This is a genomic window from Amycolatopsis melonis (assembly GCF_040064235.1).
In the GTDB taxonomy this organism is placed as follows: Bacteria; Actinomycetota; Actinomycetes; order Mycobacteriales; family Pseudonocardiaceae; genus Amycolatopsis; species Amycolatopsis melonis.
Genome location: NZ_JBDZYD010000011.1, coordinates 258,407 through 281,582 on the forward strand (window position 1 = coordinate 258,407; position 23,176 = coordinate 281,582).

Genomic DNA, 23,176 nt, shown 5'->3' on the forward strand with positions numbered 1-23,176 from the left:
CTTTCCTGCCCCTGTTTAGTGCGTGCGCGCGACCAGGTAGTCGGCAACCGACTCGCACGCGTCCCGGGCGGGTGACGCGGGCAACGCGGCGAGCTCGGCTCGCGCGCGCTGAGCGTAGTCGGAAAGGGTGACGCGCGCGCGTTCGAGTCCGCTACTCGCGCGGAGCAGCTCCAGCGCCTCCTGGACGAGGGCGTCGTCGGCGATCGGGCCGGACAGCAGCTCGACCAGCCGCGGGTCGGTGTCCGGGTCGGCCAGCGCGTACAGCATCGGCAGCGTCCGGACGCCTTCGCGCAGGTCGGTGCCCTGCGCCTTGCCCAGTTCGTCGGACGGCGACGCGATGTCGATGATGTCGTCGGAAATCTGGAACGCGGTGCCGACGATGTCGCCGAACCGGCGCAGCGCCTCGATGTGCTCCTCGGCGGCGCCGGACATCATGCCGCCGAACCGGCCGGACGTGGCGATCAGCGAGCCGGTCTTCTGCGCGATCACGGTGAGGTAGTGCGCGACGGCGTCGTCACCCGGTCCGGGTCCCACGGTCTCGCGCATCTGGCCGGTGACCAGCTCACCGAACGTTTCGGCGATGATCCGCGCCGCGTCCGTGCCGAGGTCGGCGACCAGGCGCGAGGCATGCGCGAAGAGGAAGTCGCCGGTGAGGATGGCGATGGTGTTGTCCCAGCGCGCGTTGACGCTCTCGGCGCCGCGCCGCATGGTGGCCTCGTCCATGACGTCGTCGTGGTAGAGCGTGGCGAGGTGCACCAGCTCGACCGCGGCGGCGGCGATGACGACGTGGTCGTCCTGCTTCGGCCCGAACTGCGCGGCGAGCAGGGTGAACAGCGGGCGGAAGCGTTTGCCCCCGGCCTCGACCAGGTGCAACGCGGCGTCGTTGACGGCCTGGACGTCGCTGCGGACGACGTCACGCAGCAGCTTCTCGACGTCGGCCAGCCCGCCGGCGATGGCGCGCAGCAGTCCTTCGTCGGCGATCTGCAGGCCGACCGAGGCCCGCAGGTCCTCGATGGCGCCGCCCGGCGCAGCGGGGAGGGATCCCGCCCCGGGGGCTGGGGAAGGCACAGACACGTCGGCTCCGCTCTACTCGTGCACCGGTCGGGTTCCCCCTGAGCGTAGTGGCTGCCCCGCGTCGTCGTTTACCCGCTGTCCAGCGGAAACGGTGACGAACATGACACTCAGCGGCGCCTGGCCCGGATGTCGTCCAGGCAGGTCGAGCCGACGGTCAGATCCCGGTACGGGTAGCCCTCGCGCTCCAGCAGTTCCATGGCCATGAGCTGGGCTTGGTCGTGCGCCTGCTGCGTGGCGTCCTCGCCTGCAGGGACGTCCACGGCGACCCGGTAGCTGAAGCCGCCGAGGTGGTGACTGTAGGTGAGCGCGCCCTCTTCGCTGAAGAGCTGTCCGGCGAGGTCGTCGGAGCCCGCACCGGCAAGGAGCTTTTCCCGGGTGGCCGGAGAGGGCCGGTCGAACTTGCCCCGGACGAGGACTCGGTAGGTCGGCATGCGCGCGAACCTATAGCGCCGGCATCCGGATACCGAAGGGAATATCGACCGGGTGGTTCATGATCCACGAACGGGTGATCGGCGATTCCGGGCGCAACGGACGTCTCCGGCAGGCGGATATTCAGCCTGAGGAAGACCGTTCGGCAGGGAGGACAGCGACATGCGCACGACGATCGCGAGGCGGGCGGGGCTCGCCGGAACGCTGTTGGCGGCCGGACTGGCGGTGGGTGCCGCACCGGCGCACGCGGACACGCAGCCGGGGGTGGCGGACATCGGCTCGGCGGAGTTCACGAAGAACGGCTCGACGATCACGGTCCCGGTCCAGGGCCACTGTTCGATCGACGGCCCGACGAGCGCAACGGCCCAGCTGGTGTCCAAGCCGGGCATCACGTTCGGCGGCGGCACATCGTCCTGCACGACAACGGTGACGGACCCGAACACGGACACGACGACGACCACGTCGACGGCAACGGGCAAGAACTTCGAGCTGTCGGCCCTGGTGAGCGCGGGCGGCCCACGGGTCAAGCTGTCGACGTTCACGGTGAAGTGCGTGGCCACGCAGACCCAGACGAACGCGAACTGGTCGTTCGGCGGAATGACGGGCATCCCCAACCCACCGAGCCCGGTCCCGGCGGGCTACGTGTCCCCGATCAAGAAGTCCAACGGAACGGTGCTGGCGAACGCGGTGTTCAACATCCAGAACCTCCCGGGCGACGGAAGCGTCGGCCTGACGATGCTGCGGATCGACTTCCTGCCGGCGTCGGGCATCAGCGGAAAGGTGGTGCTCGGGGAAACGTCGTGTACCCCGACCCCGTGAGTGCCTGAGTCTGGGGCGAGGGCCGCGGCCGGGGAGCAACCGAGAGGACGGCCGCGGCCCTCGCTCACCGGAACCGTGCGAGCACCTGGGCGACAACCGCTCTGGCCTTCGGCGCGGCGTCCGCCGGCAGGGTGGATGCGACGTCCGAGTCGATGCCGCGCTCCCGCTCGGCACTGATCTGCAGGCGCACCTGGCCTCGGACGTCGAGGTTTCCGTACGGGGAGGCGTGGACGGAGTATTCGTTGCCGCTCAGGGTGCGGAAGACCACGGCAGGCTTGGTGCCGAGGACGACGATCTGCCGGTCTGTCCAGAGGTTCGGATCCGAACCGAAGATGCCCGGGTTGTCCCCCAGCGCGGTCGCGCCGACCTCGATCTGGAGGCGGTGCTGCGGTTCGACGAACCAGCAGGCTCCCGGCGTCGCCACCGGTTCGAAGGCAGTGCCGAACACTGCCGCGACGGCGGCGCGGAAGACCGCGCATTCGACGTTGGGATCGCGCGCGCCCGCGTTCAGGACGGCGTCCACGCCACCGGCGGGAACCTCGGCGTCGACGGCGGGATCGCAGTTGCTCCCATCGGTGTTGACGACCATGTTCGCGCAGGCCCCGACGCGGCCGGAGTCCTGGCCGCCGGGCGGATAGCCCGGCAGCGAACGGGCTCCTGCGGTGGCGAAGTCGCGCACGATTTCGCACTGGGCGTTGTCCTGACGCGCACCGTAGGCGATCTCGAACCGCACGGCCCGGAGAAAGCTGACCGGGACAAGCACGCTGCAGCCCACGGTCTGGCCGTGCACGTACCGCTCGGTCTGGTAACCCTGCACACCGTCCAGGTCGACGATCGCGCCGTCGTTCCGCAGCGCAGCAACCTCCGGCGGCTCGTCACGAACGGTGATCAAGGGCAAGCTGTCCCGGACCAGGTCACACTGACGCCGGCCGTCGGAGACTCGCGCCTCCCGGGTGACGGGCGCGGCGCCTGTAATCTTCCGGCGCTCGTAGACGCCGGGGTCGAGAAGGGAACAGAAGTCCAGTGCGGCGAGGGTGGCGTCGACCGCCTTTTCGTCCCGGTCAGCGGGCCGAGGCAGCTTCGGATGCCACCGCGGTGACGGCGCCGGATGCCGCGTCGCAACGGAGGTCTCGACAGCGCAGCCCGCGGCGAGAAGGCACACCATGACGATGCCGACAGCTTGTCGCAGAGATCGCATTACCCAGAGTATGCGGCGGTAATTCCACGTCGACCAGCCCGTTCCAGCTTTGGCGAGAACATTCAACCGAATTGGTTATCACGCATTGTCACGTGCGGGATTCGGGACAGAACGGATGTTCTCCAGAGGCGACACCGGTGATCGTGAACCCTGGTAATCTCCGACGCGTCGGACTACGCAGGGTGCCCGGGGTGGAGCACCCTGCAGCCAAGGGGAGAGCACAGTGACGACGACGGCTTCGGGGCGCCTCAGCCCTGCCACCGGGGTGCGCGGCCATGCCTGACGGGCAGCCACCGGTCTACGACCCGAACACCCGCCGGGCGCCGTTGCGGCCGGTTACGCCCGCGGCGGGGACCTATGGGATGCCCGCCGGGTCGGGAGCGAGCGGACCAGGCTTCAAGTACGACCGGGAGACGCTGGAACAGCTCGCCAAGGAGTGGAACCAGCTGGCCAACGACTTCTCTGACGACCTTGTCTACGCGACCGTGATCCAACGCGCGCAGGGGCCAGGGGTGGAGTACGCCAGCGGCAACAACGCGGACATGATCAATCGCTCCGGCAGTGCGCTGTACGAAACGCTCATGGCGCGCAAAGAATACTGCCGGTCGATGGCCGCCAAGTTCGAAGCTGCTCTCGGGAAGTACGCCACCGCCGAGGAAACTCACACGACGGACATCAAGCAGACTGGAGGCAGCCTCTGATGCGCCGCCTATTCGTTCTGATCAGCGCATCGTTGCTGGCTCTCACCGCCTGTTCTCCCGAGAAAGCCAAGACGACGTCACCCATCGACAGCAGTGGGCCCAGTCAGACGCAGGCGCCTGTCACCGCCGATGCCGTGCCAGGGCCGCGAGTGCCCAAGGTCGACAACGCGATCGATGTCACACGATTTCTCCAGGCGCCGTGCGATTCCCTGACTGCCGATCAGATCAAAACGCTGCTGGGAGCCGGCGTTACACCCAAGACCGAGCTGGACGCTCCGGCCGGCCCAAGTTGCAGCATACATCCGCCAACCGTCAGCGACGCCGGCGTTGTCGTGATGTTCTCCACTGTGGACAAGCGCGGTCTTACCAGCATTTACCAGGCGCAGGGCACAAAGTATCGGTTTTTCATGCCGATGGATGCAGTGGACGGTTATCCGGCAGTCGCATACGGAATAACCGACGGCCGGAAAACCGATGGCATCTGTCAAGTAGCCGTCGGCGTCAGCGACCAGCAGACTGTCGACATCGCCATCACGCAGTCCAAACAGAACATCGGTCACAAGGACCCGTGCGAAGCGGCCCATGGTGTCGCCGAGTCTGTTGTGGGCAATCTACGAGGTGCTCGATGAAGGTCGCCGAAGGACCGCTGACCGCCGCTCAGATCTACGAGCAGCTCACCGGTGGCGAGGGCACTCAGTCCCTCATCGACGCCCACGACAGCACTGACCAGCTCGGCAAGCGTTTGGCCGAACGAGCCGAGCCAATCAGCGCGCCAGCGGTCAAGACGACGAACGGCTGGCAGGGATCTGCCGGAAACGTTGCGGCCGACGCGACTGTCCCGCTCGTGACGGCCTCGGTCGATGTCGTCCACCTCAAGAACGCGCAGAACGCCGTCGAGGCGCAGATCACTGCCTTCGGCACTGCCAAGACCTGCGCGCGTCGTACTACGCAGGGTGCCCGGGGTGGAGCACCCTGCAGCCAAGGGGAGAGCACAGTGACGACGACGGCTTCGGGGCGCCTCAGCCCTGCCACCGGGGTGCGCGGCCATGCCTGACGGGCAGCCACCGGTCTACGACCCGAACACCCGCCGGGCGCCGTTGCGGCCGGTCACGCCCGCGGCGGGGACCTATGGGATGCCCGCCGGGTCGGGAGCGAGCGGACCAGGCTTCAAGTACGACCGGGAGACGCTGGAACAGCTCGCCAAGGAGTGGGCCGCGTTGGCCGACGAGTTCAAGCTCGACCGCGACGAAGCGAACACAATCGCGCGCGCCAAGGGACCCGGCCTCGAGTATGCGAGCGGCGGCAACGCCGTGCAGGTCCAAAAATCGGGCCGGGCACTCCTCGCGACCCTCAGCGCCCGTGAGGAGTACTGCCGGTCGATGGCGAGGAAATTCGAAGCAGCCTTGGGGAAATACGCCAAAACTGAAGACGCGCACGAAACCGAGATCCATCGAACCGGAGGCAGTCTCTGATGCGCCGTGCAATCCTCCTGATCAGTGGATCGTTGCTGGTCCTCACCGCATGCACGCCCAAGAACGACGGTTCCCCCTTGGCATCGGCCCCCACACCCAGCCAGGCGTCGCCGTCCGGCTCGACGGATCAAGTTCCCGGGCCTGGTGTTCCGAAGGTCGAGAACCCCATCGACATCACACACTTCCAGCAGACGCCCTGCGACTCGCTCACGCCCAACCAGATCGAAGAGCTCCTGGGGTCCGGCATCACCCCCAAACCGGAGCCGGACAGTCAGGCCGGCCCGAGTTGCAGTTGGAACGCAGCCGACAGCTCTCAGGCCGGTGTGCACGTAATCTTCGCCAACGTGGACAAGCTGGGGCTTACCAGCGTCTATCGAGCAAAGGGAACGACTTACCCGTTCTTCGAACCGCTGGACCCGATCGATGGCTACCCGCTGGTCGCCTATGACGGAGAAGGCGACCAGTCCGCCAAAGGGCGCTGCACGGTAGCCATGGGGACCAGCGACACACAGGCCGTCGACATCAGTATCGCGCAATCGGAAGAGAAGGTCGGAAAGAGAAACCCGTGTGCCGCCGCACGGGACGTCGCGGCCAAGGTGCTAGGCAATCTGAAGGCGGGGAAGTGATGGTCGCCGAAGGACCGCTGACCGCCGCTCAGATCTACGAGCAGCTCACCGGTGGCGAGGGCACTCAGTCCCTCATCGACGCCCACGACAGCACTGACCAGCTCGGCAAGCGTTTGGCCGAACGGGCCAAGCAAATCAGCAAGCTAGCGGTCAAGACGACGAACGGCTGGCAAGGCTCCGCCGGGAATGCCGCGGCCGATTCGACCGTGCCGCTCGTCCAGGCCGCCGTCGACGACGTTGTTCACCTCAAAAACGCCCAGGATGCCGTCGAGGCTCAGATTACTGCCTTCGGCACGGCCAAGAACTCCGTTAAACCCGTTTCCGCCCAGCCTCAAATCACCGCCGAGGATATTCTCGGCCTGTTCAACGGGAACGGCAAGTCCTTCCAGACCAAGGTGGCCGGGTGGCAGGCCGACAGCCAGGCCAATATCGACGCCTTTCGCGTCTACCACTACGCGAGCACCGCCAACGGCACCCAGATGCCCGCCCAGTACGCCCAGCTGAACGACTCCGGGGCGCCCGTTGTCATGGACACCGGGACTCCGCCGCCCGCCGACAAAACAACCGGCAGGACCACGGGGACCGATGGCCGGCAGCAGACCCGGGCCCAGACGCGGCAGCCGGGGACTCCGCAGCAGAACCAGGACCGGCCGGCCACCCAGACCCCGAACCAGTACCGGCCGCCCACGCAACCCCCGAACCAGGTCACCGGTGGGCGGCCGCCCGGGTCGGACCAGACCCATGCCAACAGCTACGTGCCCAAGCCCGTCATGCCGCCCGCCGCGAGCAACGGTTACCAGTTCGGGCCCACCGGGCAGCCGATCAACGCCCTCGGGCCCGGTGAGTTCGGTCCCTACGGCAGCGGAGGCGACTTCGGGCCCGGCGCCGGATACAGCGGGTCAGGCTCGGGGACCGGTGGCTACCGGGGAGGCGGTAACGCCACCGGAAGCGGACCGGGCGCCCGCAGCATGGGCCCCGGCTCCGGCGTCGGACGCGGTATGCCCGGCGAAACCGTCGGGCGGCCCGGGATGGGCGGCGGGGCTCCCGGCTCCCGCGGGGCCAACGGCATGCCCATGGGCGCCCCCGCGGCGGGGCAGGGCAAAAAAGAAGAGGACAAAGAAAAGAAAGCCGCCGCCTATCTGCGGAATCCGGATCCGGACGGGCTTTTCGGGGGCGATATCGAAAAGCCCATGCCGCCGGTGATCGGTGAGCGGCGTCCGCGATAGCACCACAGCCACACAAGGGGAGGAACACCGTGGTGCTCGAATTCTCGCTGAACACCCTGCTGACCGCCATGCGGCAAGCCGGGTGCGGTGAGCCGCACCAGATTTTCGCCGGTGGATTGCGGTACATTCCGCCGTCAGTGGAGAACCAGGTGAGCCGGGAGGCTTTCGAAGAACTGGGCCCGTACGGCCTCACCCAGGGAAACAGCTTCACCCCGGAATTCGAAGACCTTCTGCACCTGCTGGACCGCCCGGCGACCGAATACTTCGCCTACGCCCGCGACACCCAGGAACAGGTCGGCGTGCTCGTCGCCGTCCAGGGGCGGTTTGCCGTTGCCGCTCTGTGCCGGGGTGAGCATGTCCGGCTCGAGAGCGTGCAACCGGACACAAGCCCCGTCGACGCGCTCGTCGCCCTGCTGCCGCCGTACGCTCCCGCCCGGTTCACGCCCTATTCGCTCCCCCAGGACGAATTCCGGCGGCGGGACGAAGGCCACGACCTCTACGACGACGCCCCCGCGCGCAGCCGGGCCGCCCGGCAGGTCGACGAGATCTTCGCCCAGCCCTACTTCGGGGTCGGGCAGTTCTACGCCGCGAAACGGGACCATGGCGGCCAGCGGACGCTCACCCGGGACTCCCTCAGCTACCTCGACGTCGAGGCCGGGCGTGTCGCCCTGCAGCTGGCCGGCGGCTACATCACCGTGCTGCCCGGCGAACCCGGGCTGCTCGGCCAGAAGCTTGCCGCCCTGCGCGCGAGCCTGGACCGGTGAATGCGTGAAGGCCCCCGAGAACCGGCTCGGGGGCCTTCACGGATCAACGAACCTACAGCGCGAAACCGCCTGAGCCGGCCCACGACAGGGCGAACGCCGGGACCAGGCCCAGCACCAGCGTCACCGCCGTGCCGAGGAAGATCGCCGTTCCCGTGCCGAAGCCCGGGACCGACACCGACGGGCCGTCCGCCGCCGGCTCCGAGAAGTACATCAGGACGATCACGCGCAGGTAGAAGAACGCCGCCACTGCGCTGAACACCAGGGCCACCACCACCAGGGGCGCCATGCCGTCGGACAGCGCCGCCGAGAACACCACGAACTTCCCGACGAAACCGGACGTCAGCGGGATCCCGGCGAGGGCAAGCAGCAGGAACGTGAAGACCGCGGCCAGCAGCGGTGACCGCTTCGCCAGGCCCGCCCACGCCGACAAGTGCGTTGCCTCGCCGGAAGAATCGCGGACCAGGCTGATCACGCCGAACGCCGCCAGCGTCGTGAACCCGTACGACAGCAGGTAGAACAGCGTGCTCGACAGACCCTCCGACGTCATCGCGATCGCGCCGATCAGCAGGAAGCCCGCGTGCGCGATCGACGAGTACGCGATCATGCGCTTGACGTCCGTCTGGGTCAGGCCCAGCACCGCGCCGATCACCATCGAAATGATCGCCACGCCCCACAGGACCCCGCGCCACTCCCACGAAGTCGAGGAGAACGCCACCGACAGCACCCGCAGGATGCCGCCGAACGCCGCGACCTTCGTGCACGCCGCCATGAACGCCGTCACCGGCGTCGGCGCGCCCTGGTACACGTCCGGGGTCCACGTGTGGAACGGCCCCACCGAGCCCTTGAACAGCAGGCCCACCACCAGCAGGCCGAGCCCGGCGAACAGCAGCGTGTCCGACCGGTCCGAGCCCGCCGCCGCGGCCGCGATGTCACCCAGCTTCACCGAGTTCGCGTAGCCGTACAGCAGCGCCAGGCCGTACAGGAAGAACGCCGAGGAGAACGCGCCCAGCAGGAAGTACTTGACCGCCGCTTCCTGGGACAGCAGACGTCGGCGCCGGGCCAGGCCGCACATCAGGTACAGCGGCAGCGACAGCACTTCCAGCGCGATGAACATCGTGAGCAGGTCGTTCGCCGCGCAGAACGCCATCATGCCGCCGAGCGCGAACAACGTCAGCGGGAACACCTCGGTCTGCATGACCGTGCCCGTCTGCGCGCGGTCCTGGACCGTCCCCGGCCGGATGCTCGCCTGCGCCACCAGCGCGCCGCCCGGCTCGACCACGCGGTCGGAGATGAGCAGCACCGCCGCGAGCGCCAGTGCCAGCAGCGTGCCCCAGAGGAACAGCGCCGGGCGGTCGACCGAGATGGACCGGCTGAACGTCGTCACGCCGCCCGCCGGCGCCGAACCCGTCGCGTACACGATCAGGGCGACGCCCGCGCCCACGATCGCCAGCAGGCTCAGGCCGACCTGGGTGCGGAACCGTGAGCCCTTCGGGAAGAACGCCTCGACCAGCACGCTCACGCAGGCCGCGCCGAAGACGATCAGCACCGGCAGCACGGCCGCGTAGGCGATCGACGGCACCTGCACCGGCGGCTCCGGCGCCTGGGTCAGGAAGATGTCGGGCACGGTTACTTGCCTCCCTGAACCGCGGACAGCGTCTGCTGCACCGTCGGGGTGACTGTGTCGAGCACCGGCTTCGGGTAGAAGCCGAGGAAGATGATCAGCACGACCAGCGGGGCCAGGATCGCGATCTCCCGGCCGCCGAGGTCCTTGATGGCCTTCTTCGCACCCAGTTCCGGCGCGATCGCCGTGCCCGGGCCGCCGCCGGCACCCACGAGAGCGTCACCGCGGACCGGGCCCTGGAAGAGCCGCTGGTAGAGCCACAGGACGTAGGCCGCGGCCAGGACCATGCCCACCGTGGCGAGGATCGTGTACACCGGCTGGTCCACAAAGGACCCGATGAGCACGAGGAACTCCGAGACGAAGGAGTTCGTGCCCGGCAGGGACAACGTGGACAGACCGGCGAGCAGGAACAGCCCGGCCAGCAACGGGGTCACCTTGGCCATGCCGCCGTAGTCCGAGATGCGGGAAGACCCGCCCCGCGCGATCACCAGGCCGATCACCACGATCAGCATGCCGGTCGCCAGGCTGTGGTTGAGCATGTACGTCGCCGAGCCGACCATCGCCTGCTCGTTGAACGCGAAGATGCCCAGCGAGATGAACCCGAAGTGCGCGATGGACACGTAGGCGATGAACCGCTTCATGTCCCGCTGCCCCGCGGCGAGGATCGATCCATAGAGGACACCGATCACCGAGAGCACCAGCACCAGCGGGGCGAGGGTCTTGCTGGCGTCCGGGAACATCGGCAGGCAGTACCGCAGGAACCCGAACGTGCCGACCTTGTCCAGCACGCCGACCAGCAGGACGGCGACGCCGATCGGCGCCTCCCCCGCCGCGTCCGGCAGCCAGGTGTGGAACGGCACCAGCGGCGCCTTGATCGCGAACGCCAGGAAGAACCCGAGGAACAGCCAGACCTGAGTGGACAGTGGCGCGTCGCGCACCACCGTCACCAGCGTGGCCCAGTCGAACGTGCCCTTGCCGAGCTTGTCCGACGCCAGCGAGTACGCCCCGATCGCCGAGGCCAGCATGATCAGGCCGCCGAGGAACGAGTACAGGAAGAACTTCACCGCCGCGTACTGCCGGTTCGCGCCGCCGTAGCCGCCGATGAGGAAGTACATCGGGATCAGCATGATCTCGAACAGCACGTAGAACAGGAAGACGTCGGTCGCGGCGAACACGCCGATCGTGAGCGCCTCCTGCAGCAGGATCAGCGACAGGAACCCGCCCGCGCTGCGCCCCGCCGGGAGCTTGTCCATCGTGCCGAGCCCGCCGACCACGATCGGCACCAGCAGCGCGATCACCGCGATCATGATCAGCGAGATGCCGTCGGTGCCGAACGCGATGTGCACGCCGAAGCTGGGGATCCAGTCGAAGCTCGACGTCATCTGCAGCCGGGGCCCGGCCGCGGAGTAACTGAGCCAGAACGGGATCACCAGCAGGAACTCGAGCAGCGAGAACCCGAACGCGGCCAGCACCGCGGCGCGGTCGTTCCCCTTGAGGAACGCCAGCACCAGCGAGCCGGCGAGCGGCACCAGGATGAGGATGAGCAACCAGGTCATCAGGAGAACCTCACCAGCAGGAGAGCCGCCAGAAGCAGGAACGTGCCGCCCAGCATCGACAGCGCGTACGACCGGACGAACCCGGTCTGCAGCCGCCTCAGCCGGCCGGAGCCGCCGCCGAGCCCGGCGGCGAGGCCGTTGACCGCGCCGTCGACGCCGCGGTTGTCGACGAACACCAGCGCCCGGGAGAGCCAGGTGCCCGGACGGGCGACCAGCGTCTCGTTGAGGGCGTTGCCGTAGAGGTCCTTGCGGGCGGCCCGGGTGACGAACGAAACCCGCTGCGGCTGCTCGACCGGGACGTCACGCCGGAAGATCAGGTACGCGATGGCCACACCCAGCAGTGAGATCACCACGGTGAGCACCGAGACCACCCAGGCGTCGAGCGCCAGGTGGTGGGACTCCTCGATCGCGCCGACCGAGGGGGACAGCCAGTCGCTGAAGCGGTGGCCGAGTGCGAAGAACGCGCCGGCGCCGACCGAGCCGACCGCCAGGATCGCCATCGGAACCCACATGACCGGCTTGGCCTCGTGCGGGTGGAAGGCGTGGCCGTCGGCGCTCTTGAGGTCCTTCCAGCGTTCCTTGCCGAAGAACGTCATCATCATCAGGCGCGTCATGTAGAACGCGGTGAGCCCGGCACCGAGCAGGGCCGCGCCGCCCATCACCCAGCCGCGCCAGCCGCCCTGGCCGAGCGCCGCCTCGATGATCGCGTCCTTGGTGAAGAAGCCCGACAGCGGCGGGATGCCGATCAGGGCCAGGTAGCCGAGGGTGAACGTCCAGAAGGTGATCGGCAGGTGCTTGCGCAGCCCACCGAACTTCCGCATGTCGACCTCGTCGTTCATGGCGTGCATGACCGACCCGGCCCCGAGGAACAGCCCGGCCTTGAAGAAGCCGTGCGCCACCAGGTGCATGATGCCCAGCGCGTACGCGACCGGCCCGAGCCCGACGGCCAGCATCATGTAGCCGATCTGGCTGACCGTGGAGTACGCGAGGACCTTCTTGATGTCGTCGTAGGCACAGCCGATGACGCACCCGAGCAGCAGCGTCACCGTGCCGACCAGCGTGACGATCAGGCGGCCGTCCTCGGTGGCGTTGAAGATGTCCTTCGAGCGGGCCACCAGGTAGACGCCCGCGGTCACCATCGTCGCCGCGTGGATCAGGGCCGACACCGGGGTCGGGCCCTCCATCGCGTCCGGGAGCCAGGCGTGCAGCGGGAACTGGCCGGACTTACCGCAGGCACCCAGCAGGAGCAGGATCGCCATCGCGGTGATCGCACCCGTGGAGAACTTGCCGTCGGCGACCGCCTGGAACACCTGGGCGTAGCCGGTCGAACCGGCGTACTTGAACATGATGAAGATGGCCAGCGCGAGCCCGACGTCACCGACGCGGTTCATCAGGAACGCCTTCTTCGCCGCGGTCGCGGCGGACGGGCGGCCCTGGTACCAGCCGATGAGCAGGTAGGACGCGAGACCGACGCCCTCCCAGCCCAGGTAGAGCGTCACGAAGCTGTTGCCCAGCACCAGGACCAGCATCGACGCCACGAAGAGGTTCAGGTACGCGAAGAAGCGGTACCGGCCCTCGTCGTCGGCCATGTAGCCGATCGAGTAGTAGTGGATGAGCATGCCGACGCCGGTGATGAGCAGCACGAACGTCAGCGACAGCGCGTCGATCCGCAGCCCGAAGTCGATCTGCAGCGCGCCGACCGGGATCCACGAGTACACCTTGGTGTCCACAGTGGACGACGTGTCGGCGGTGAAGAACAGGATGACGCCGTAGACGAATGCCAGGGTGACGGTGGCACAGCCGAGCAGATGCCCCCAGGCCTTGGCGCGTTTCCCTGCCAGCAGGAGGATCAGGGCGCCGAGCGCTGGAAGGGCCACCAGCAGCCACGATGATGCGGTCACTCGGGGGTCTCCTAGTACTTCAGCAGGTTGGTGTCGTCGACCGAGGCCGAGCGCCGGGTGCGGAAGATGGCCATGATGATCGCCAGGCCGACCACGACCTCGGCGGCCGCGACGACCATGACGAAGAACGCCATGACCTGGCCGTCGAGCCCGCCGTTGATCCGGGCGAAGGTGACCAGCGACAGGTTCACGGCGTTGAGCATCAGCTCGATGCACATGAACACGACGATCGCGTTGCGCCGCACCAGCACGCCGACCGCGCCGAGCGCGAACAGCAGCGCCGAGAGCAGCAGGTAGTACGTCGGGGTCACTTCTTCTCCCCCTCGGAATCGGAGCTGTCGGAACCGACCAGCGCGTGCGCGTCCGGCTTCGGGCCCTCGTCGGCGACGAGCTTGCGTTCCTTCGCCAGCTCGATCGCCGAGGTGGACTCGATGATCGCCGACAGCGACTCCGGCGCGACCGAGCCGTCCGGCAGCAGCGCCGGCGTCGCCACCGAGTTGGCGGTGGCGAAGACACCCGGGCCGGGCAGCGGCGACGGCCGGTCGTGCTCGCCGCGGAAGCGCAGCAGCACCAGTTCCTTCTGCGAGAGCTTGCCGCCCTTGGCGTGCCGGTCGGTGAAGGCCAGCACCATCGCGCCGACCGCGGCGGTGATGAGCAGCGCCGAGGTCAGCTCGAACGGGAAGAGGTAGTCGGTGAAGATCAGCTTCCCGAGCCCCTTCGGCCCGCCGCCTGCGGACGTCGCCGCGTCGAGCGGGACGGCCGGGGTGACGTTGTCCAGCGCCCGGTAGATGCCGGTGGCCAGCAGCGCGGCCAGGCCGATGCCGAGCACCGTCGCCGCGAGCCGCTGGCCGCGGAGGACCTCGACGACCGAGTCGGAGCTCTCGCGGCCGACCAGCATCAGCACGAACAGGAACAGCATCATGATCGCGCCGGTGTAGACGATGATCTGGGTGAAGCCCAGGAACGGCGCCGACTGGATCATGTACAGCGCGCCCAGGCTCAGCATGGTCAGCACCAGCCACAGCGCCGAGTGGACGGCGTTGCGGGAGAAGATCATGCCGAGCGCGCCGAGCAGGGCGAGCGGGCCGAGGATCCAGAACGCGACGGCCTCGCCGGTGGTGACGCCCGCGGCGGCCCCGGTCGGGGCCTGGGCCAGAAGTGCGTAGATCACTTCGAAGCCTCCCCGCGCGCCAGTTCGGGACCGTTCACGTAGTAGTCCTGCTCGTTGTCGCCGAGCCGCATCGGGTGCGGCGGCTGCTCCATGCCGGGCAGCAGCGGGGCGAGCAGGTCCTCCTTCGTGTAGATCAGCCGCTGGCGGTCGTCGTCGGCCAGCTCGTAGAAGTTGATCATCGTCAGCGACCGGGTCGGGCACGCCTCGATGCAGAGGCCGCAGCCGATGCAGCGCAGGTAGTTGATCTGGTAGTCCTTGCCGTACCGCTCTCCCGGCGAGTACCGCGCTTCCTCGGTGTTGTCACCGCCCTCGACGAAGATCGCGTCCGCCGGGCACGCCCACGCGCACAGCTCGCAGCCGACGCACTTCTCGAGGCCGTCCGGGTGCCGGTTCAGCTGGTGCCGCCCGTGGTAGCGCGGTGCCGCGGGGGCACCGGCCTCGGGGTACTCCTCGGTGGCGACCTTCTTGAACATCATCCCGAAGGTGACGCCGAAGCCCTTGACGGGATCAAGAAACCCCATCTTGCGCTCCTTCCTGTGCGGTACCGACGGCCGCCGGCTTGCGGCGGGCCGCCTTAGCCTCGGCCTTGGCCAAAGCCTTCTGACGCGGGGTGGTCTGCGGAACCTTGAGGTCCAGCGGCGGAACCGGGAAGCCGCCGCCGGTCACCGGGATCGATTCGCTCTCCTCCTCGCGGCTCGCCGCGCGGACGTAGAAGAACAGGGCGACGACGATGAAGATGGCGACCGCGGCGATGATGATCGAGGCGGTGTTCCAGGTGATGACCTTCGCGAAGGTCACCATGACGATCCACACGAGGTTCAGCGGGACCAGGACCTTCCAGCCCAGGCGCATGAACTGGTCGTAGCGCAGGCGGGGCAGCGTGCCGCGCAGCCAGATGAACCCGAAGAGCAGGACGAACATCTTCGCGAAGAACCACAGCACCGGCCACCAGCCGGTGTTGAGGACGTTGTTCCCGATCAGCGACAGCGGCCACGGGGCCATCCAGCCGCCGAGGAACAGCGTGGTCGCGAACGCCGAGACGATCACCATGTTGACGTACTCGGCGAGGAAGAACATCGCGAACTTCATCGAGCTGTACTCGGTGTGGAAGCCGCCGACCAGCTCCGACTCGGCCTCGGGGAGGTCGAACGGGGCGCGGTTGGTCTCGCCGACCATCGAGATCAGGTAGATCACGAAGCTCGGGACCAGGTAGAGGAACCACACCTTGTGCTGCGCGCCGACGATGTCGGCCAGGTTCAGCGACCCGGCCTGCAGGATCACCGCGACGATCGACAGGCCCATCGCGATCTCGTAGGAGATCACCTGCGCCGCCGACCGCAGGCCGCCGAGCAGCGGGTACGGCGAGCCGGACGACCAGCCGGCGAGCACGATGCCGTAGACGCCGATCGAGGAGCAGGCCAGGATCACCAGCGCGCTGACCGGCAGGTCGAGCAGCTGCAGCACGGTCCGCTCGCCGAAGATCGACACGACCGGCCCGAACGGGATGGCCGACAGCGCGATCAGCGCGGGCACCGCGGACAGCACCGGCGCGAGGAAGTACACCTTGCGGTCGGCGGTGTCCGGGATGATCTGTTCCTTGAACGGCAGCTTGATCGCGTCCGCCAGGGACTGCAGGTAGCCGCCGGGGCCGACGCGGTTGGGGCCGGGCCGGTTCTGCATCCGGCCGACCGCCTTGCGCTCCCAGACGATCAGGAAGATCGTCAGGATCGGCCCGATCAGCAGGATGACCACGCACTTGAGCAGGATCAGCCACAACGGGTCGTCGGCCAGCAGCGCCGCCCGCGTCGCCGCGTCGGGAACACTCCCGACGGCAGCTTCGGTCAGCAGCGGGGTCATTGCCCACCTCCAGCGAGGTTCACCACGGCGCCATGGCCGGCACCGAGCGTCTTGAACACGGCGGAGCCGTCCGAGTTGCCCGGCAGCCACACCACGCCGTCGGGCAGGTCGGCGAGCTCCACCGGCAGCGTGATCGCGCCGCGTTCGGTGCTCACCGTCACCGTGGTGCCCAGCCCCTCGGCGGTCTTCGCGGACAGCCGCGCGACCGGGGTGCGCTGGGTGCCCTTGAGGTGCGGCTCGCCGTCCTGCAGGGACCCGTTGTCGATCAGCTGGCGCCAGGTCGACAGGACCGCCTGGCCGTCACCCGGCGTCGCGGGCGGCGCGACCTCGGCGGCGACGTAACCCCAGCGCAGCGCCGAGGCCGGGCCGAGCTTCTCGAAGTCACCGCGGGCGGCGGACGGCGTCTGCGTGAACAGGTCCGCGTCCATCTCGACGGCCAGGGTGTCGAGCACCCGGCAGTCCGGCAGCGCGCCGGTGCCCTCGATGGTGGTGTCGAACGGACGGGTGCGGCCCTCCCAGTTGAGGTAGCTGCCCGCCTTCTCGTCCGACGCGGCCACCGGGAGGACGACGTCCGCGCGCTCGGTCACCGCGCTGTGCCGCAGTTCGAGGCTGACGACGAACCCGGCGTTGTCCAGCGCACGCAGCGCGAGGTCCGGGTCCGGCAGGTCGAACGGGTCGACCCCGCCGACGACCAGGCCGCCCAGCTCGCGGGCCGACGCGGCCAGCAGGATGTCTGTGGTTTCGCGGCCGGGGGTGGCCGGAACCGGGACGCCCCAGGCGTTTTCGACGGCGACGCGGGCGGCGTCGTCGCTCACCCGGCGCCCGCCCGGCAGCAGCGACGGCACGCAGCCGGTCTCCAGCGCGCCCCGGTCACCGGCGCGGCGCGGGATCCACGCGAGCCGGACGCCGGTGCGCTCCACCAGGTCGTGCAGGGCGGAGAAGAGGCCGGGGATCGCGGCGGCGCGCTCGCCGACCAGGACGACGGCGCCCTCGCCGCGCAGGGCCTCGTCGAGGTCCGGCGCGTGCTTGGCGATGCCCTCGATCGCGGCGGCCTCCTGGCCGGGGACGCAGGCGAGCAGCTCACCGGACGTCTTGCGCACCGACGACGTCGTCCACTGTCCCAAGTGGACGACCCGGGTGCGGTTCTTGCGGGCGGCCTTGCGCAGCCGCAGGAACACGATCGGCGCCTCGTCCTCGGGCTCGAACGCGACGCACAGGACCGTGCTGGCCCGTTCGATTTCGCGGAAGGTGACGCCGGAGTCCGGCGTCGTGCCCACGACGTGCGAGGTGAGGAACGCCAGCTCCTCGGCCGAGTGCGGGCGGGCACGGAAGTCGACGTCGTTGGTCTGCAGGGCGACACGGGCGAACTTCGAGTACGCGTAGGCGTCCTCGACGGTCAGCCGTCCCCCGGGCAGGACACCGACGCCGCCGTTCGACCGGGCTTCCAGCAGACCCTGCGCCGCGACGCGCAGCGCGTCGGTCCAGGACGCCTCTTCCAGCTCACCGGTCTCGCGGTTGCGGACCAGCGGACGCCGGATGCGGTCCTCGGCCGTGGTGTAGCGGAAGGCGAACCGGCCCTTGTCGCAGATCCACTCCTCGTTGACCTCGGGGTCGTCGCCTGCCAGCTTGCGCATGACCTTGCCGCGGCGGAAGTCGGTCCGCTCGGCGCAGCCGGACGAGCAGTGCTCGCACACGCTCGGCGAGGACACCAGGTCGAACGGCCGCGACCGGAACCGGTAGGCCGCGCTGGTCAGCGCGCCGACCGGGCAGATCTGGATGACGTTGCCGGAGAAGTAGGACTGGAACGGCTGGCCGCCCGACGAGGCAAGCTTTTCCGCCGAGGAGGCATCCAATCCTGCCGGGAGGGATGCGAGGGCCAGGACGTCCGCCGTCTCGGCGGTGCCGATCTGCTGGTGGGCGCCGCGTTCGAGCAGCTCGATGAACGGGTCGCCGGCGATCTCGCGGGAGAACCGGGTGCAGCGCTGGCAGAGCACGCAGCGTTCGCGGTCCAGCAGCACCTGCGTGGAGATCGGCAGCGGCTTCGGGAACGTCCGCTTGGTGTCGACGAACCGCGACTCCGCGCGGCCGTGCGCCATGGCCTGGTTCTGCAGCGGGCACTCGCCGCCCTTGTCGCAGATCGGGCAGTCCAGCGGGTGGTTGATGAGCAGCAGCTCCATCACACCCTGCTGGGCCTTGTCCGCGACCGGCGACGTCAGCTGCGTCTTGACGACCATGCCGTCGGCGACGGTCATGGTGCAGGACGCCTGCGGCTTCGGCATCGGCCTGCCGCCCATCTCGACCTCGACCAGGCACTGGCGGCAGGCGCCCGCCGGGTCGAGGAGGGGGTGGTCGCAGAACCGCGGGATGACCGTGCCGAGCCGTTCGGCGGTGCGGATGAGGAGCTCGCCCTTGGGGGCGATGACCTCTTCGCCGTCGATGACCAGCTTGACGTGGCCTTCGGGGACCGGCGTCTCGGTGGTCTCGGGCTTGTCGGGGGCGATCGTCATGATGCCTGCGCTCCCACCAGTTCGCGCTTGTTCGCTTCACACAGGGCCAGGAACTCGTCCCGGAAGTACTTGATGCCGCTCTGGATGGGCGACACCGCGCCGTCGCCGAGTGCGCAGAACGACCGGCCGAGGATGTTGTCGCAGACGTCGAGGAGGGTGTCGATGTCCTCCTCGGTGCCGTGGCCCTCGACCATCCGCTCGAGGATCTGCGCCAGCCAGTACGTGCCTTCGCGGCACGGCGTGCACTTGCCGCAGGACTCGTGCTCGTAGAACTGGGTCCACTTCATCACGGCCCACGGCACCGAGACGGTCTCGTTGAAGACCTGGACGGCGGTGGTGCCCAGCATCGACCCGGCTTCCGCCGCGCCCTCGAAGTCCAGGGGAACGTCGAGGTGCTCGGCGGTGAACATCGGGGTGGACGAGCCGCCGGGGGTCCAGAACTTGAGCGGGATGCCGTCCTTCATGCCGCCCGCCATGTCCAGCAGCTCGCGCAGCGTCGTGCCGAGCGGGCACTCGTACTGGCCGGGCTTCTCGACGTGGCCGGAGATCGAGTAGATCTTCGGGCCGGGCGACTTCTCGCGGCCCATCTCGCGGAACCAGCTGGAACCGGCGTTGACGATGTAGGGCGCGCTGGCGATGGTCTCGACGTTGTTCACCGTGGTCGGCGCCGCGTAGAGACCGGCGGCCGCGGGGAACGGCGGCTTGAGCCGCGGCTGGCCGCGGCGGCCTTCGAGCGAGTCCAGCAGCGCGGTTTCCTCACCGCAGATGTACGCGCCCGCTCCCGCGTGGACGGTGATCTTGAGGTCGAAGCCGGAGCCGAGGATGTTCTCGCCGAGGTAGCCCGCCGCCTCGGCTTCACGCACGGCCGCGTTGAGACGGCGGATGCAGTGCAGCGCCTCGCCGCGGACGTAGATGAAGCAGTGGTTGGACCGCATCGCGTACGAGGCGATGATGCAGCCCTCGATGAGCGAGTGCGGGTCCGCCATCATCAGCGGGATGTCCTTGCACGTCCCGGGTTCGCCCTCGTCGGCGTTGATCACCAGGTAGTGCGGCTTGTCGAAGTTCGGCGGCATGAACGACCACTTGATGCCTGCCGGGAAGCCCGCGCCGCCGCGGCCGCGCAGTCCCGAGTCCTTGATCAGCTGGACGAGCTGCTCCGGCGTCCCGGCCAGTGCCTTGCGGATGGCCGTGTAGCCCTCGAGGGCCTCGTACTGGCCGATCTGCCAGGAGTTCGGCGACAGCCAGCGCTTCGTGAGGACGGGGGTAATGGGATCGGCCATTACTTCTTCTCCACTTCGGGAAGCGGGACATCCTTCGCGGCCGGGGCGACCCAGCCGCGCTCCTGCGCGAGCTTCGCGCCCCGCAACGTCTCGACGGCCTGCGACGGGCCGTCGACGTCGCGGCGGTAGGCCGCCTCGTCCTCCGGGAAGAACCCGGCGAGCTGCAGTTCGGCGCCCTTGAAGTTCGTCAGCGGCGCCCCGCGCGTCGGGTTCGGCTTCTTGCCCGCCATCAGCGCGTCGACCAGCGCGACGGCCTTCTCCTCGGTCTGGTTGTCGAAGTACTCGTAGTTGACCTGGATGACCGGCGCGAGGTCGCACGCCGCGAGGCACTCGGCGTGCTCGAGGGTGATCGAGCCCGGCTCGTTCGGCGTGCCCGCGGTTTCGTTGTGCCCCAGCGGGTTCTCCTCGGAGCCGAGGTGCGTCTGGAGCCGCTTGTAGATCGCGTCGCCGCCCATGGCCGCGCACAGCGTGTTGGTGCAGACGCTCACGAGGTGCTCGCCGCACGGCTTGCGCTTGTACATCGTGTAGAACGTCGCGACCGCGCTGACCTCGGCGTCGGACAGGTCGAGCTGCTTCGCGCAGAACGCGATGCCCTCCTGGCTGACGTAGCCCTGCACCGACTGCACCAGGTGCAGCATCGGCAGCAGCGCCGAGCGGGACATCGGGTAGCGGGCGATGATCTCCTGCGCCTTCGCGTGGATGTCCGCGTCGAAGATGTCTTCCAGCGGCGTCTCGGTGACGATGCCGGCGGCGACTTCGGGGTCCGGCGCGATGGCGACGACGTCGGTGTCGGACCCGGCCGCGGCGTGCGTCGTCGCGGAGTAGTTCGGGCCCGGCTCGGGAACTGCTGTGGTCATCGGTCCACTCCCCCCATGACGGGGTCGATCGAGGCGATCGCGGCGATCACGTCCGCGACCAGGCCGCCTTCGGCCATTGCGGGCATCGACTGCAGGTTCACGAAGCTCGGTTCGCGCACGTGGACCCGCAGCGGCCGGGTGCCGCCGTCGGAGACCAGGTGCGCGCCCAGCTCGCCGCGCGGCGACTCGACCGGCACGTAGACCTGGCCCGGCGGGACCTTGAAGCCCTCGGTGACCAGCTTGAAGTGGTGGATCAGGGACTCCATGGACTGGCCCATGATCTTCTTGACGTGCTCGAGCGAGTTGCCCATGCCGTCGCTGCCGATGGACAGCTGCGCGGGCCAGGCGATCTTCTTGTCCTCGACCATGACCGGGCCCGGCTCGAGCTTCTCGAGGCACTGCTCGATGATCTTGAGGCTCTCGTGCATCTCGTGCACCCGGATCAGGTAGCGCGACCAGCAGTCGGCGCCGTTGTCGACCGGGACGTCGAAGTCGAACTCGTCGTAGCAGGAGTACGGCTCGGTCTTGCGCAGGTCCCACGGCAGGCCCGCGGACCGCAGCACCGGGCCGGTGACGCCGAGCGCGAGGCACGCGTCCACCGGCAGGTAGCCGACGCCCTTGAGCCGGTTGCGCCAGATCGGCTGGCCGGTGAACAGCTTGTCGTACAGCGGAAGGCGTTCCTTCATCGTCTTGATGAACGCCTTGACGACCTCGACGTAGTCGGACGGCATGTCCTGCGCGAGTCCGCCGGGGCGGATGAACGCGTGGTTCATCCGCAGGCCGGTCAGGTGCTCCAGCAGGTGCAGCACCTCTTCGCGCTCGCGGAAGCCCAGCGTCATCGCGGTGGTGGCGCCCAGCTCCATGCCGCCGGTGGCGATGTAGACCAGGTGCGAGCCGATCCGGTTGATCTCCAGCAGCATCACCCGCAGCAGCTGCGCGCGGCGCGGCGCCTCGATGCGCAGCAGCTTCTCGACCGCGAGGCAGTACGCCATCTCCGTGGACAGCGGAGCCAGGTAGTCCATGCGCGTCACGAACGTGACGCCCTGGGTCCAGGTCCGGTACTCGCAGTTCTTCTCGATGCCGGTGTGCAGGTAGCCGATGACCGACCGCAGCTGCGTGACGGTCTCGCCCTCCATCTCCAGCACGAGCCGGAGCACGCCGTGCGTCGACGGGTGCTGCGGGCCCATGTTGATGACCATGCGCTCGTCGTGCTGGGCGTCGGCGATGACGTCGTCCCAGTCCCCGCCGGAGACCGTGTAGACGCGGCCTTCGGTGGTGTCGCGGGAGTCGGCGTAGTTCGCGCTGTCCGAGCCCTCGGTGCTCGTGTCCGTTCCGGTGGTGACGTCGGAAAGGTTCTCGGTGCTCACGAGTACGACCTCCGCTGGTCCGGCGGCGGGATCTCCGCGCCCTTGTATTCGACCGGGATCCCGCCGAGCGGGTAGTCCTTGCGCTGGGGGTGGCCGTCCCAGTCGTCCGGCATGAGGATGCGGGTCAAGGCCGGGTGGCCGTCGAAGACGATGCCGAACATGTCCCAGGCCTCGCGCTCCTGCCAGTCGGCGGTCGGGTAGATCCCGACCAGCGACGGCACGTGCGCGTCCTCGACGTCGAGGGTGACCTCCAGGCGGATCCGGCGGCGGTAGGTCAGGGACGTGAAGTGGTAGACCGCGTGCAGCCGCTGCGGGACGTCGACGCCGTAGTCCACACCGGACACCGAGGACAGCAGCTCGAACCGGAGGCCGCCGTCGTCGCGCAGCACCTTCGCGATCGCGGGCAGGTGCTCGCGGGCGACGTAGAAGGTGATCTCGCCGCGGTCGACCGTCGTCTGCAGGATCGCTTCGGCCGGGATCTTGTTGTCCGACAGCGCCGCGTAGAACTCGTCCGCGAACTGGTCGAACCAGCCGCCGTACGGCCGCTCGGCCGGGGGCGGGCTGTACGCCGGGAGCCGGACGCCGCCGTAGCCGGAGGTGTCGCCGGTGCCCTGGACGCCGAACATGCCGCGGCGTTCGCGGCCCGTGACGACGGCTTCGGCCGAGCCCTGCCCCTGTGCCGTGAGGCCGGTTTCCGGGCGCTCGGCGCTGGACTGCTCGCCGCCGGTCTCTGGTTTCTCGCTCATCGCC

23 protein-coding genes are annotated in these 23,176 nt (G+C 68.8%); 8 read left to right on the forward strand and 15 right to left on the reverse strand.

Annotated elements, in window-relative coordinates:
- Window positions 1-15: 15 nt before the first annotated feature.
- The gene (locus tag ABJI51_RS29010; protein WP_348954339.1) at window positions 16-1,068 is read right to left on the reverse strand and encodes a polyprenyl synthetase family protein; all 1,053 of its coding nucleotides are present in this window, start codon (window positions 1,066-1,068) and stop codon (window positions 16-18) included.
- A 113-nt stretch (window positions 1,069-1,181) separates the two neighbouring features.
- Window positions 1,182-1,505 carry a DUF6204 family protein gene (locus ABJI51_RS29015; protein ID WP_348954201.1) on the reverse strand — a complete coding sequence of 108 codons (324 nt, stop codon included), beginning with the start codon at window positions 1,503-1,505 and terminating at the stop codon, window positions 1,182-1,184.
- A gap of 160 nt (window positions 1,506-1,665) precedes the next feature.
- On the opposite strand from ABJI51_RS29015, the gene ABJI51_RS29020 reads away from it, so the two are divergent.
- On the forward strand, window positions 1,666-2,322 hold the full coding sequence (locus tag ABJI51_RS29020; RefSeq protein ID WP_348954202.1) for a hypothetical protein: 657 nt from the start codon (window positions 1,666-1,668) through the stop codon (window positions 2,320-2,322).
- A gap of 64 nt (window positions 2,323-2,386) precedes the next feature.
- On the opposite strand, the gene ABJI51_RS29025 is transcribed toward ABJI51_RS29020, so the two are convergent.
- A complete protein-coding gene (locus ABJI51_RS29025) occupies window positions 2,387-3,586 on the reverse strand; it encodes a hypothetical protein (RefSeq protein ID WP_348954203.1) in 1,200 nt (399 codons plus the stop codon).
- A gap of 209 nt (window positions 3,587-3,795) precedes the next feature.
- Here ABJI51_RS29025 and ABJI51_RS29030 point away from each other — a divergent pair, with 209 nt between their 5' ends.
- Genes ABJI51_RS29030 through ABJI51_RS29060 form a run of 7 tightly spaced genes read left to right on the forward strand, consistent with a single transcriptional unit; the run spans window position 3,796 to window position 8,309 of the window.
- Window positions 3,796-4,221, forward strand: coding sequence for a hypothetical protein (locus ABJI51_RS29030; protein WP_348954204.1), 426 nt, complete (start codon window positions 3,796-3,798; stop codon window positions 4,219-4,221).
- Window positions 4,221-4,850 (forward strand): DUF3558 domain-containing protein, encoded by a 630-nt coding sequence (locus ABJI51_RS29035; protein ID WP_348954205.1) that lies wholly within the window; start codon window positions 4,221-4,223, stop codon window positions 4,848-4,850. Before ABJI51_RS29030 ends, ABJI51_RS29035 begins: the two co-directional genes overlap by 1 nt.
- Window positions 4,847-5,275: a hypothetical protein gene (locus ABJI51_RS29040; protein ID WP_348954206.1), complete on the forward strand. Its 429-nt coding sequence runs from the start codon at window positions 4,847-4,849 to the stop codon at window positions 5,273-5,275. The genes ABJI51_RS29035 and ABJI51_RS29040 overlap by 4 nt, the downstream gene beginning before the upstream one ends.
- Window positions 5,268-5,693, forward strand: a complete 426-nt coding sequence (locus ABJI51_RS29045) for a hypothetical protein (RefSeq protein WP_348954207.1) — start codon at window positions 5,268-5,270, stop codon at window positions 5,691-5,693. Before ABJI51_RS29040 ends, ABJI51_RS29045 begins: the two co-directional genes overlap by 8 nt.
- The gene (locus ABJI51_RS29050; protein WP_348954208.1) at window positions 5,693-6,319 is read left to right on the forward strand and encodes a DUF3558 domain-containing protein; all 627 of its coding nucleotides are present in this window, start codon (window positions 5,693-5,695) and stop codon (window positions 6,317-6,319) included. The genes ABJI51_RS29045 and ABJI51_RS29050 overlap by 1 nt, the downstream gene beginning before the upstream one ends.
- Window positions 6,319-7,545 carry a PPE domain-containing protein gene (locus ABJI51_RS29055; RefSeq protein WP_348954340.1) on the forward strand — a complete coding sequence of 409 codons (1,227 nt, stop codon included), beginning with the start codon at window positions 6,319-6,321 and terminating at the stop codon, window positions 7,543-7,545. Before ABJI51_RS29050 ends, ABJI51_RS29055 begins: the two co-directional genes overlap by 1 nt.
- Window positions 7,546-7,577: 32 nt before the next feature.
- Window positions 7,578-8,309: an ESX secretion-associated protein EspG gene (locus ABJI51_RS29060; RefSeq protein WP_348954341.1), complete on the forward strand. Its 732-nt coding sequence runs from the start codon at window positions 7,578-7,580 to the stop codon at window positions 8,307-8,309.
- A 52-nt stretch (window positions 8,310-8,361) separates the two neighbouring features.
- On the opposite strand, the gene nuoN is transcribed toward ABJI51_RS29060, so the two are convergent.
- From nuoN to ABJI51_RS29120, 12 genes are read right to left on the reverse strand one after another with little or no spacing between them, the layout of a single operon-like run.
- On the reverse strand, window positions 8,362-9,933 hold the full coding sequence (gene nuoN / locus ABJI51_RS29065) for an NADH-quinone oxidoreductase subunit NuoN (protein WP_348954209.1): 1,572 nt from the start codon (window positions 9,931-9,933) through the stop codon (window positions 8,362-8,364).
- A 2-nt stretch (window positions 9,934-9,935) separates the two neighbouring features.
- A complete protein-coding gene (locus ABJI51_RS29070) occupies window positions 9,936-11,486 on the reverse strand; it encodes an NADH-quinone oxidoreductase subunit M (protein ID WP_348954210.1) in 1,551 nt (516 codons plus the stop codon).
- On the reverse strand, window positions 11,486-13,387 hold the full coding sequence (gene nuoL / locus ABJI51_RS29075) for an NADH-quinone oxidoreductase subunit L (protein ID WP_348954211.1): 1,902 nt from the start codon (window positions 13,385-13,387) through the stop codon (window positions 11,486-11,488). Before nuoL ends, ABJI51_RS29070 begins: the two co-directional genes overlap by 1 nt.
- 11 nt (window positions 13,388-13,398) lie before the next feature.
- A complete protein-coding gene (gene nuoK / locus ABJI51_RS29080; protein ID WP_091303926.1) occupies window positions 13,399-13,698 on the reverse strand; it encodes an NADH-quinone oxidoreductase subunit NuoK in 300 nt (99 codons plus the stop codon).
- A complete protein-coding gene (locus ABJI51_RS29085; protein ID WP_348954212.1) occupies window positions 13,695-14,558 on the reverse strand; it encodes an NADH-quinone oxidoreductase subunit J in 864 nt (287 codons plus the stop codon). Before ABJI51_RS29085 ends, nuoK begins: the two co-directional genes overlap by 4 nt.
- Window positions 14,555-15,079, reverse strand: a complete 525-nt coding sequence (gene nuoI, locus ABJI51_RS29090) for an NADH-quinone oxidoreductase subunit NuoI (RefSeq protein WP_348954213.1) — start codon at window positions 15,077-15,079, stop codon at window positions 14,555-14,557. Before nuoI ends, ABJI51_RS29085 begins: the two co-directional genes overlap by 4 nt.
- On the reverse strand, window positions 15,066-16,415 hold the full coding sequence (nuoH, locus tag ABJI51_RS29095) for an NADH-quinone oxidoreductase subunit NuoH (RefSeq protein ID WP_348954214.1): 1,350 nt from the start codon (window positions 16,413-16,415) through the stop codon (window positions 15,066-15,068). Before nuoH ends, nuoI begins: the two co-directional genes overlap by 14 nt.
- Window positions 16,412-18,922 (reverse strand): NADH-quinone oxidoreductase subunit G, encoded by a 2,511-nt coding sequence (locus ABJI51_RS29100; RefSeq protein ID WP_348954215.1) that lies wholly within the window; start codon window positions 18,920-18,922, stop codon window positions 16,412-16,414. The genes nuoH and ABJI51_RS29100 overlap by 4 nt, the downstream gene beginning before the upstream one ends.
- Entirely contained in the window at window positions 18,919-20,202 is a 1,284-nt protein-coding gene (gene nuoF, locus ABJI51_RS29105; protein ID WP_348954216.1) for an NADH-quinone oxidoreductase subunit NuoF, read from the reverse strand. Before nuoF ends, ABJI51_RS29100 begins: the two co-directional genes overlap by 4 nt.
- Entirely contained in the window at window positions 20,202-21,059 is an 858-nt protein-coding gene (gene nuoE, locus ABJI51_RS29110) for an NADH-quinone oxidoreductase subunit NuoE (RefSeq protein ID WP_348954217.1), read from the reverse strand. Before nuoE ends, nuoF begins: the two co-directional genes overlap by 1 nt.
- A complete protein-coding gene (locus tag ABJI51_RS29115; protein ID WP_348954218.1) occupies window positions 21,056-22,426 on the reverse strand; it encodes an NADH-quinone oxidoreductase subunit D in 1,371 nt (456 codons plus the stop codon). The genes nuoE and ABJI51_RS29115 overlap by 4 nt, the downstream gene beginning before the upstream one ends.
- Window positions 22,423-23,172, reverse strand: a complete 750-nt coding sequence (locus tag ABJI51_RS29120) for an NADH-quinone oxidoreductase subunit C (protein ID WP_348954219.1) — start codon at window positions 23,170-23,172, stop codon at window positions 22,423-22,425. Before ABJI51_RS29120 ends, ABJI51_RS29115 begins: the two co-directional genes overlap by 4 nt.
- Window positions 23,173-23,176 lie beyond the last annotated feature (4 nt).

What these genes read in the sequence shown, in the direction of transcription:
- nuoH (WP_348954214.1), bottom strand. Translation starts at nt 16,415, where the DNA reads ATGACCCCGCTGCTGACCGAAGCTGCCGTCGGGAGTGTTCCCGACGCG.
- ABJI51_RS29055 (WP_348954340.1), top strand. Translation starts at nt 6,319, where the DNA reads ATGGTCGCCGAAGGACCGCTGACCGCCGCTCAGATCTACGAGCAGCTC.
- ABJI51_RS29035 (WP_348954205.1), top strand. Translation starts at nt 4,221, where the DNA reads ATGCGCCGCCTATTCGTTCTGATCAGCGCATCGTTGCTGGCTCTCACC.
- ABJI51_RS29030 (WP_348954204.1), top strand. Translation starts at nt 3,796, where the DNA reads ATGCCTGACGGGCAGCCACCGGTCTACGACCCGAACACCCGCCGGGCG.
- ABJI51_RS29015 (WP_348954201.1), bottom strand. Translation starts at nt 1,505, where the DNA reads ATGCCGACCTACCGAGTCCTCGTCCGGGGCAAGTTCGACCGGCCCTCT.
- ABJI51_RS29040 (WP_348954206.1), top strand. Translation starts at nt 4,847, where the DNA reads ATGAAGGTCGCCGAAGGACCGCTGACCGCCGCTCAGATCTACGAGCAG.
- nuoF (WP_348954216.1), bottom strand. Translation starts at nt 20,202, where the DNA reads ATGGCCGATCCCATTACCCCCGTCCTCACGAAGCGCTGGCTGTCGCCG.
- nuoI (WP_348954213.1), bottom strand. Translation starts at nt 15,079, where the DNA reads ATGGGGTTTCTTGATCCCGTCAAGGGCTTCGGCGTCACCTTCGGGATG.
- ABJI51_RS29100 (WP_348954215.1), bottom strand. Translation starts at nt 18,922, where the DNA reads ATGACGATCGCCCCCGACAAGCCCGAGACCACCGAGACGCCGGTCCCC.
- nuoE (WP_348954217.1), bottom strand. Translation starts at nt 21,059, where the DNA reads ATGACCACAGCAGTTCCCGAGCCGGGCCCGAACTACTCCGCGACGACG.
- ABJI51_RS29045 (WP_348954207.1), top strand. Translation starts at nt 5,268, where the DNA reads ATGCCTGACGGGCAGCCACCGGTCTACGACCCGAACACCCGCCGGGCG.
- ABJI51_RS29120 (WP_348954219.1), bottom strand. Translation starts at nt 23,172, where the DNA reads ATGAGCGAGAAACCAGAGACCGGCGGCGAGCAGTCCAGCGCCGAGCGC.
- ABJI51_RS29020 (WP_348954202.1), top strand. Translation starts at nt 1,666, where the DNA reads ATGCGCACGACGATCGCGAGGCGGGCGGGGCTCGCCGGAACGCTGTTG.
- ABJI51_RS29050 (WP_348954208.1), top strand. Translation starts at nt 5,693, where the DNA reads ATGCGCCGTGCAATCCTCCTGATCAGTGGATCGTTGCTGGTCCTCACC.
- ABJI51_RS29070 (WP_348954210.1), bottom strand. Translation starts at nt 11,486, where the DNA reads ATGACCTGGTTGCTCATCCTCATCCTGGTGCCGCTCGCCGGCTCGCTG.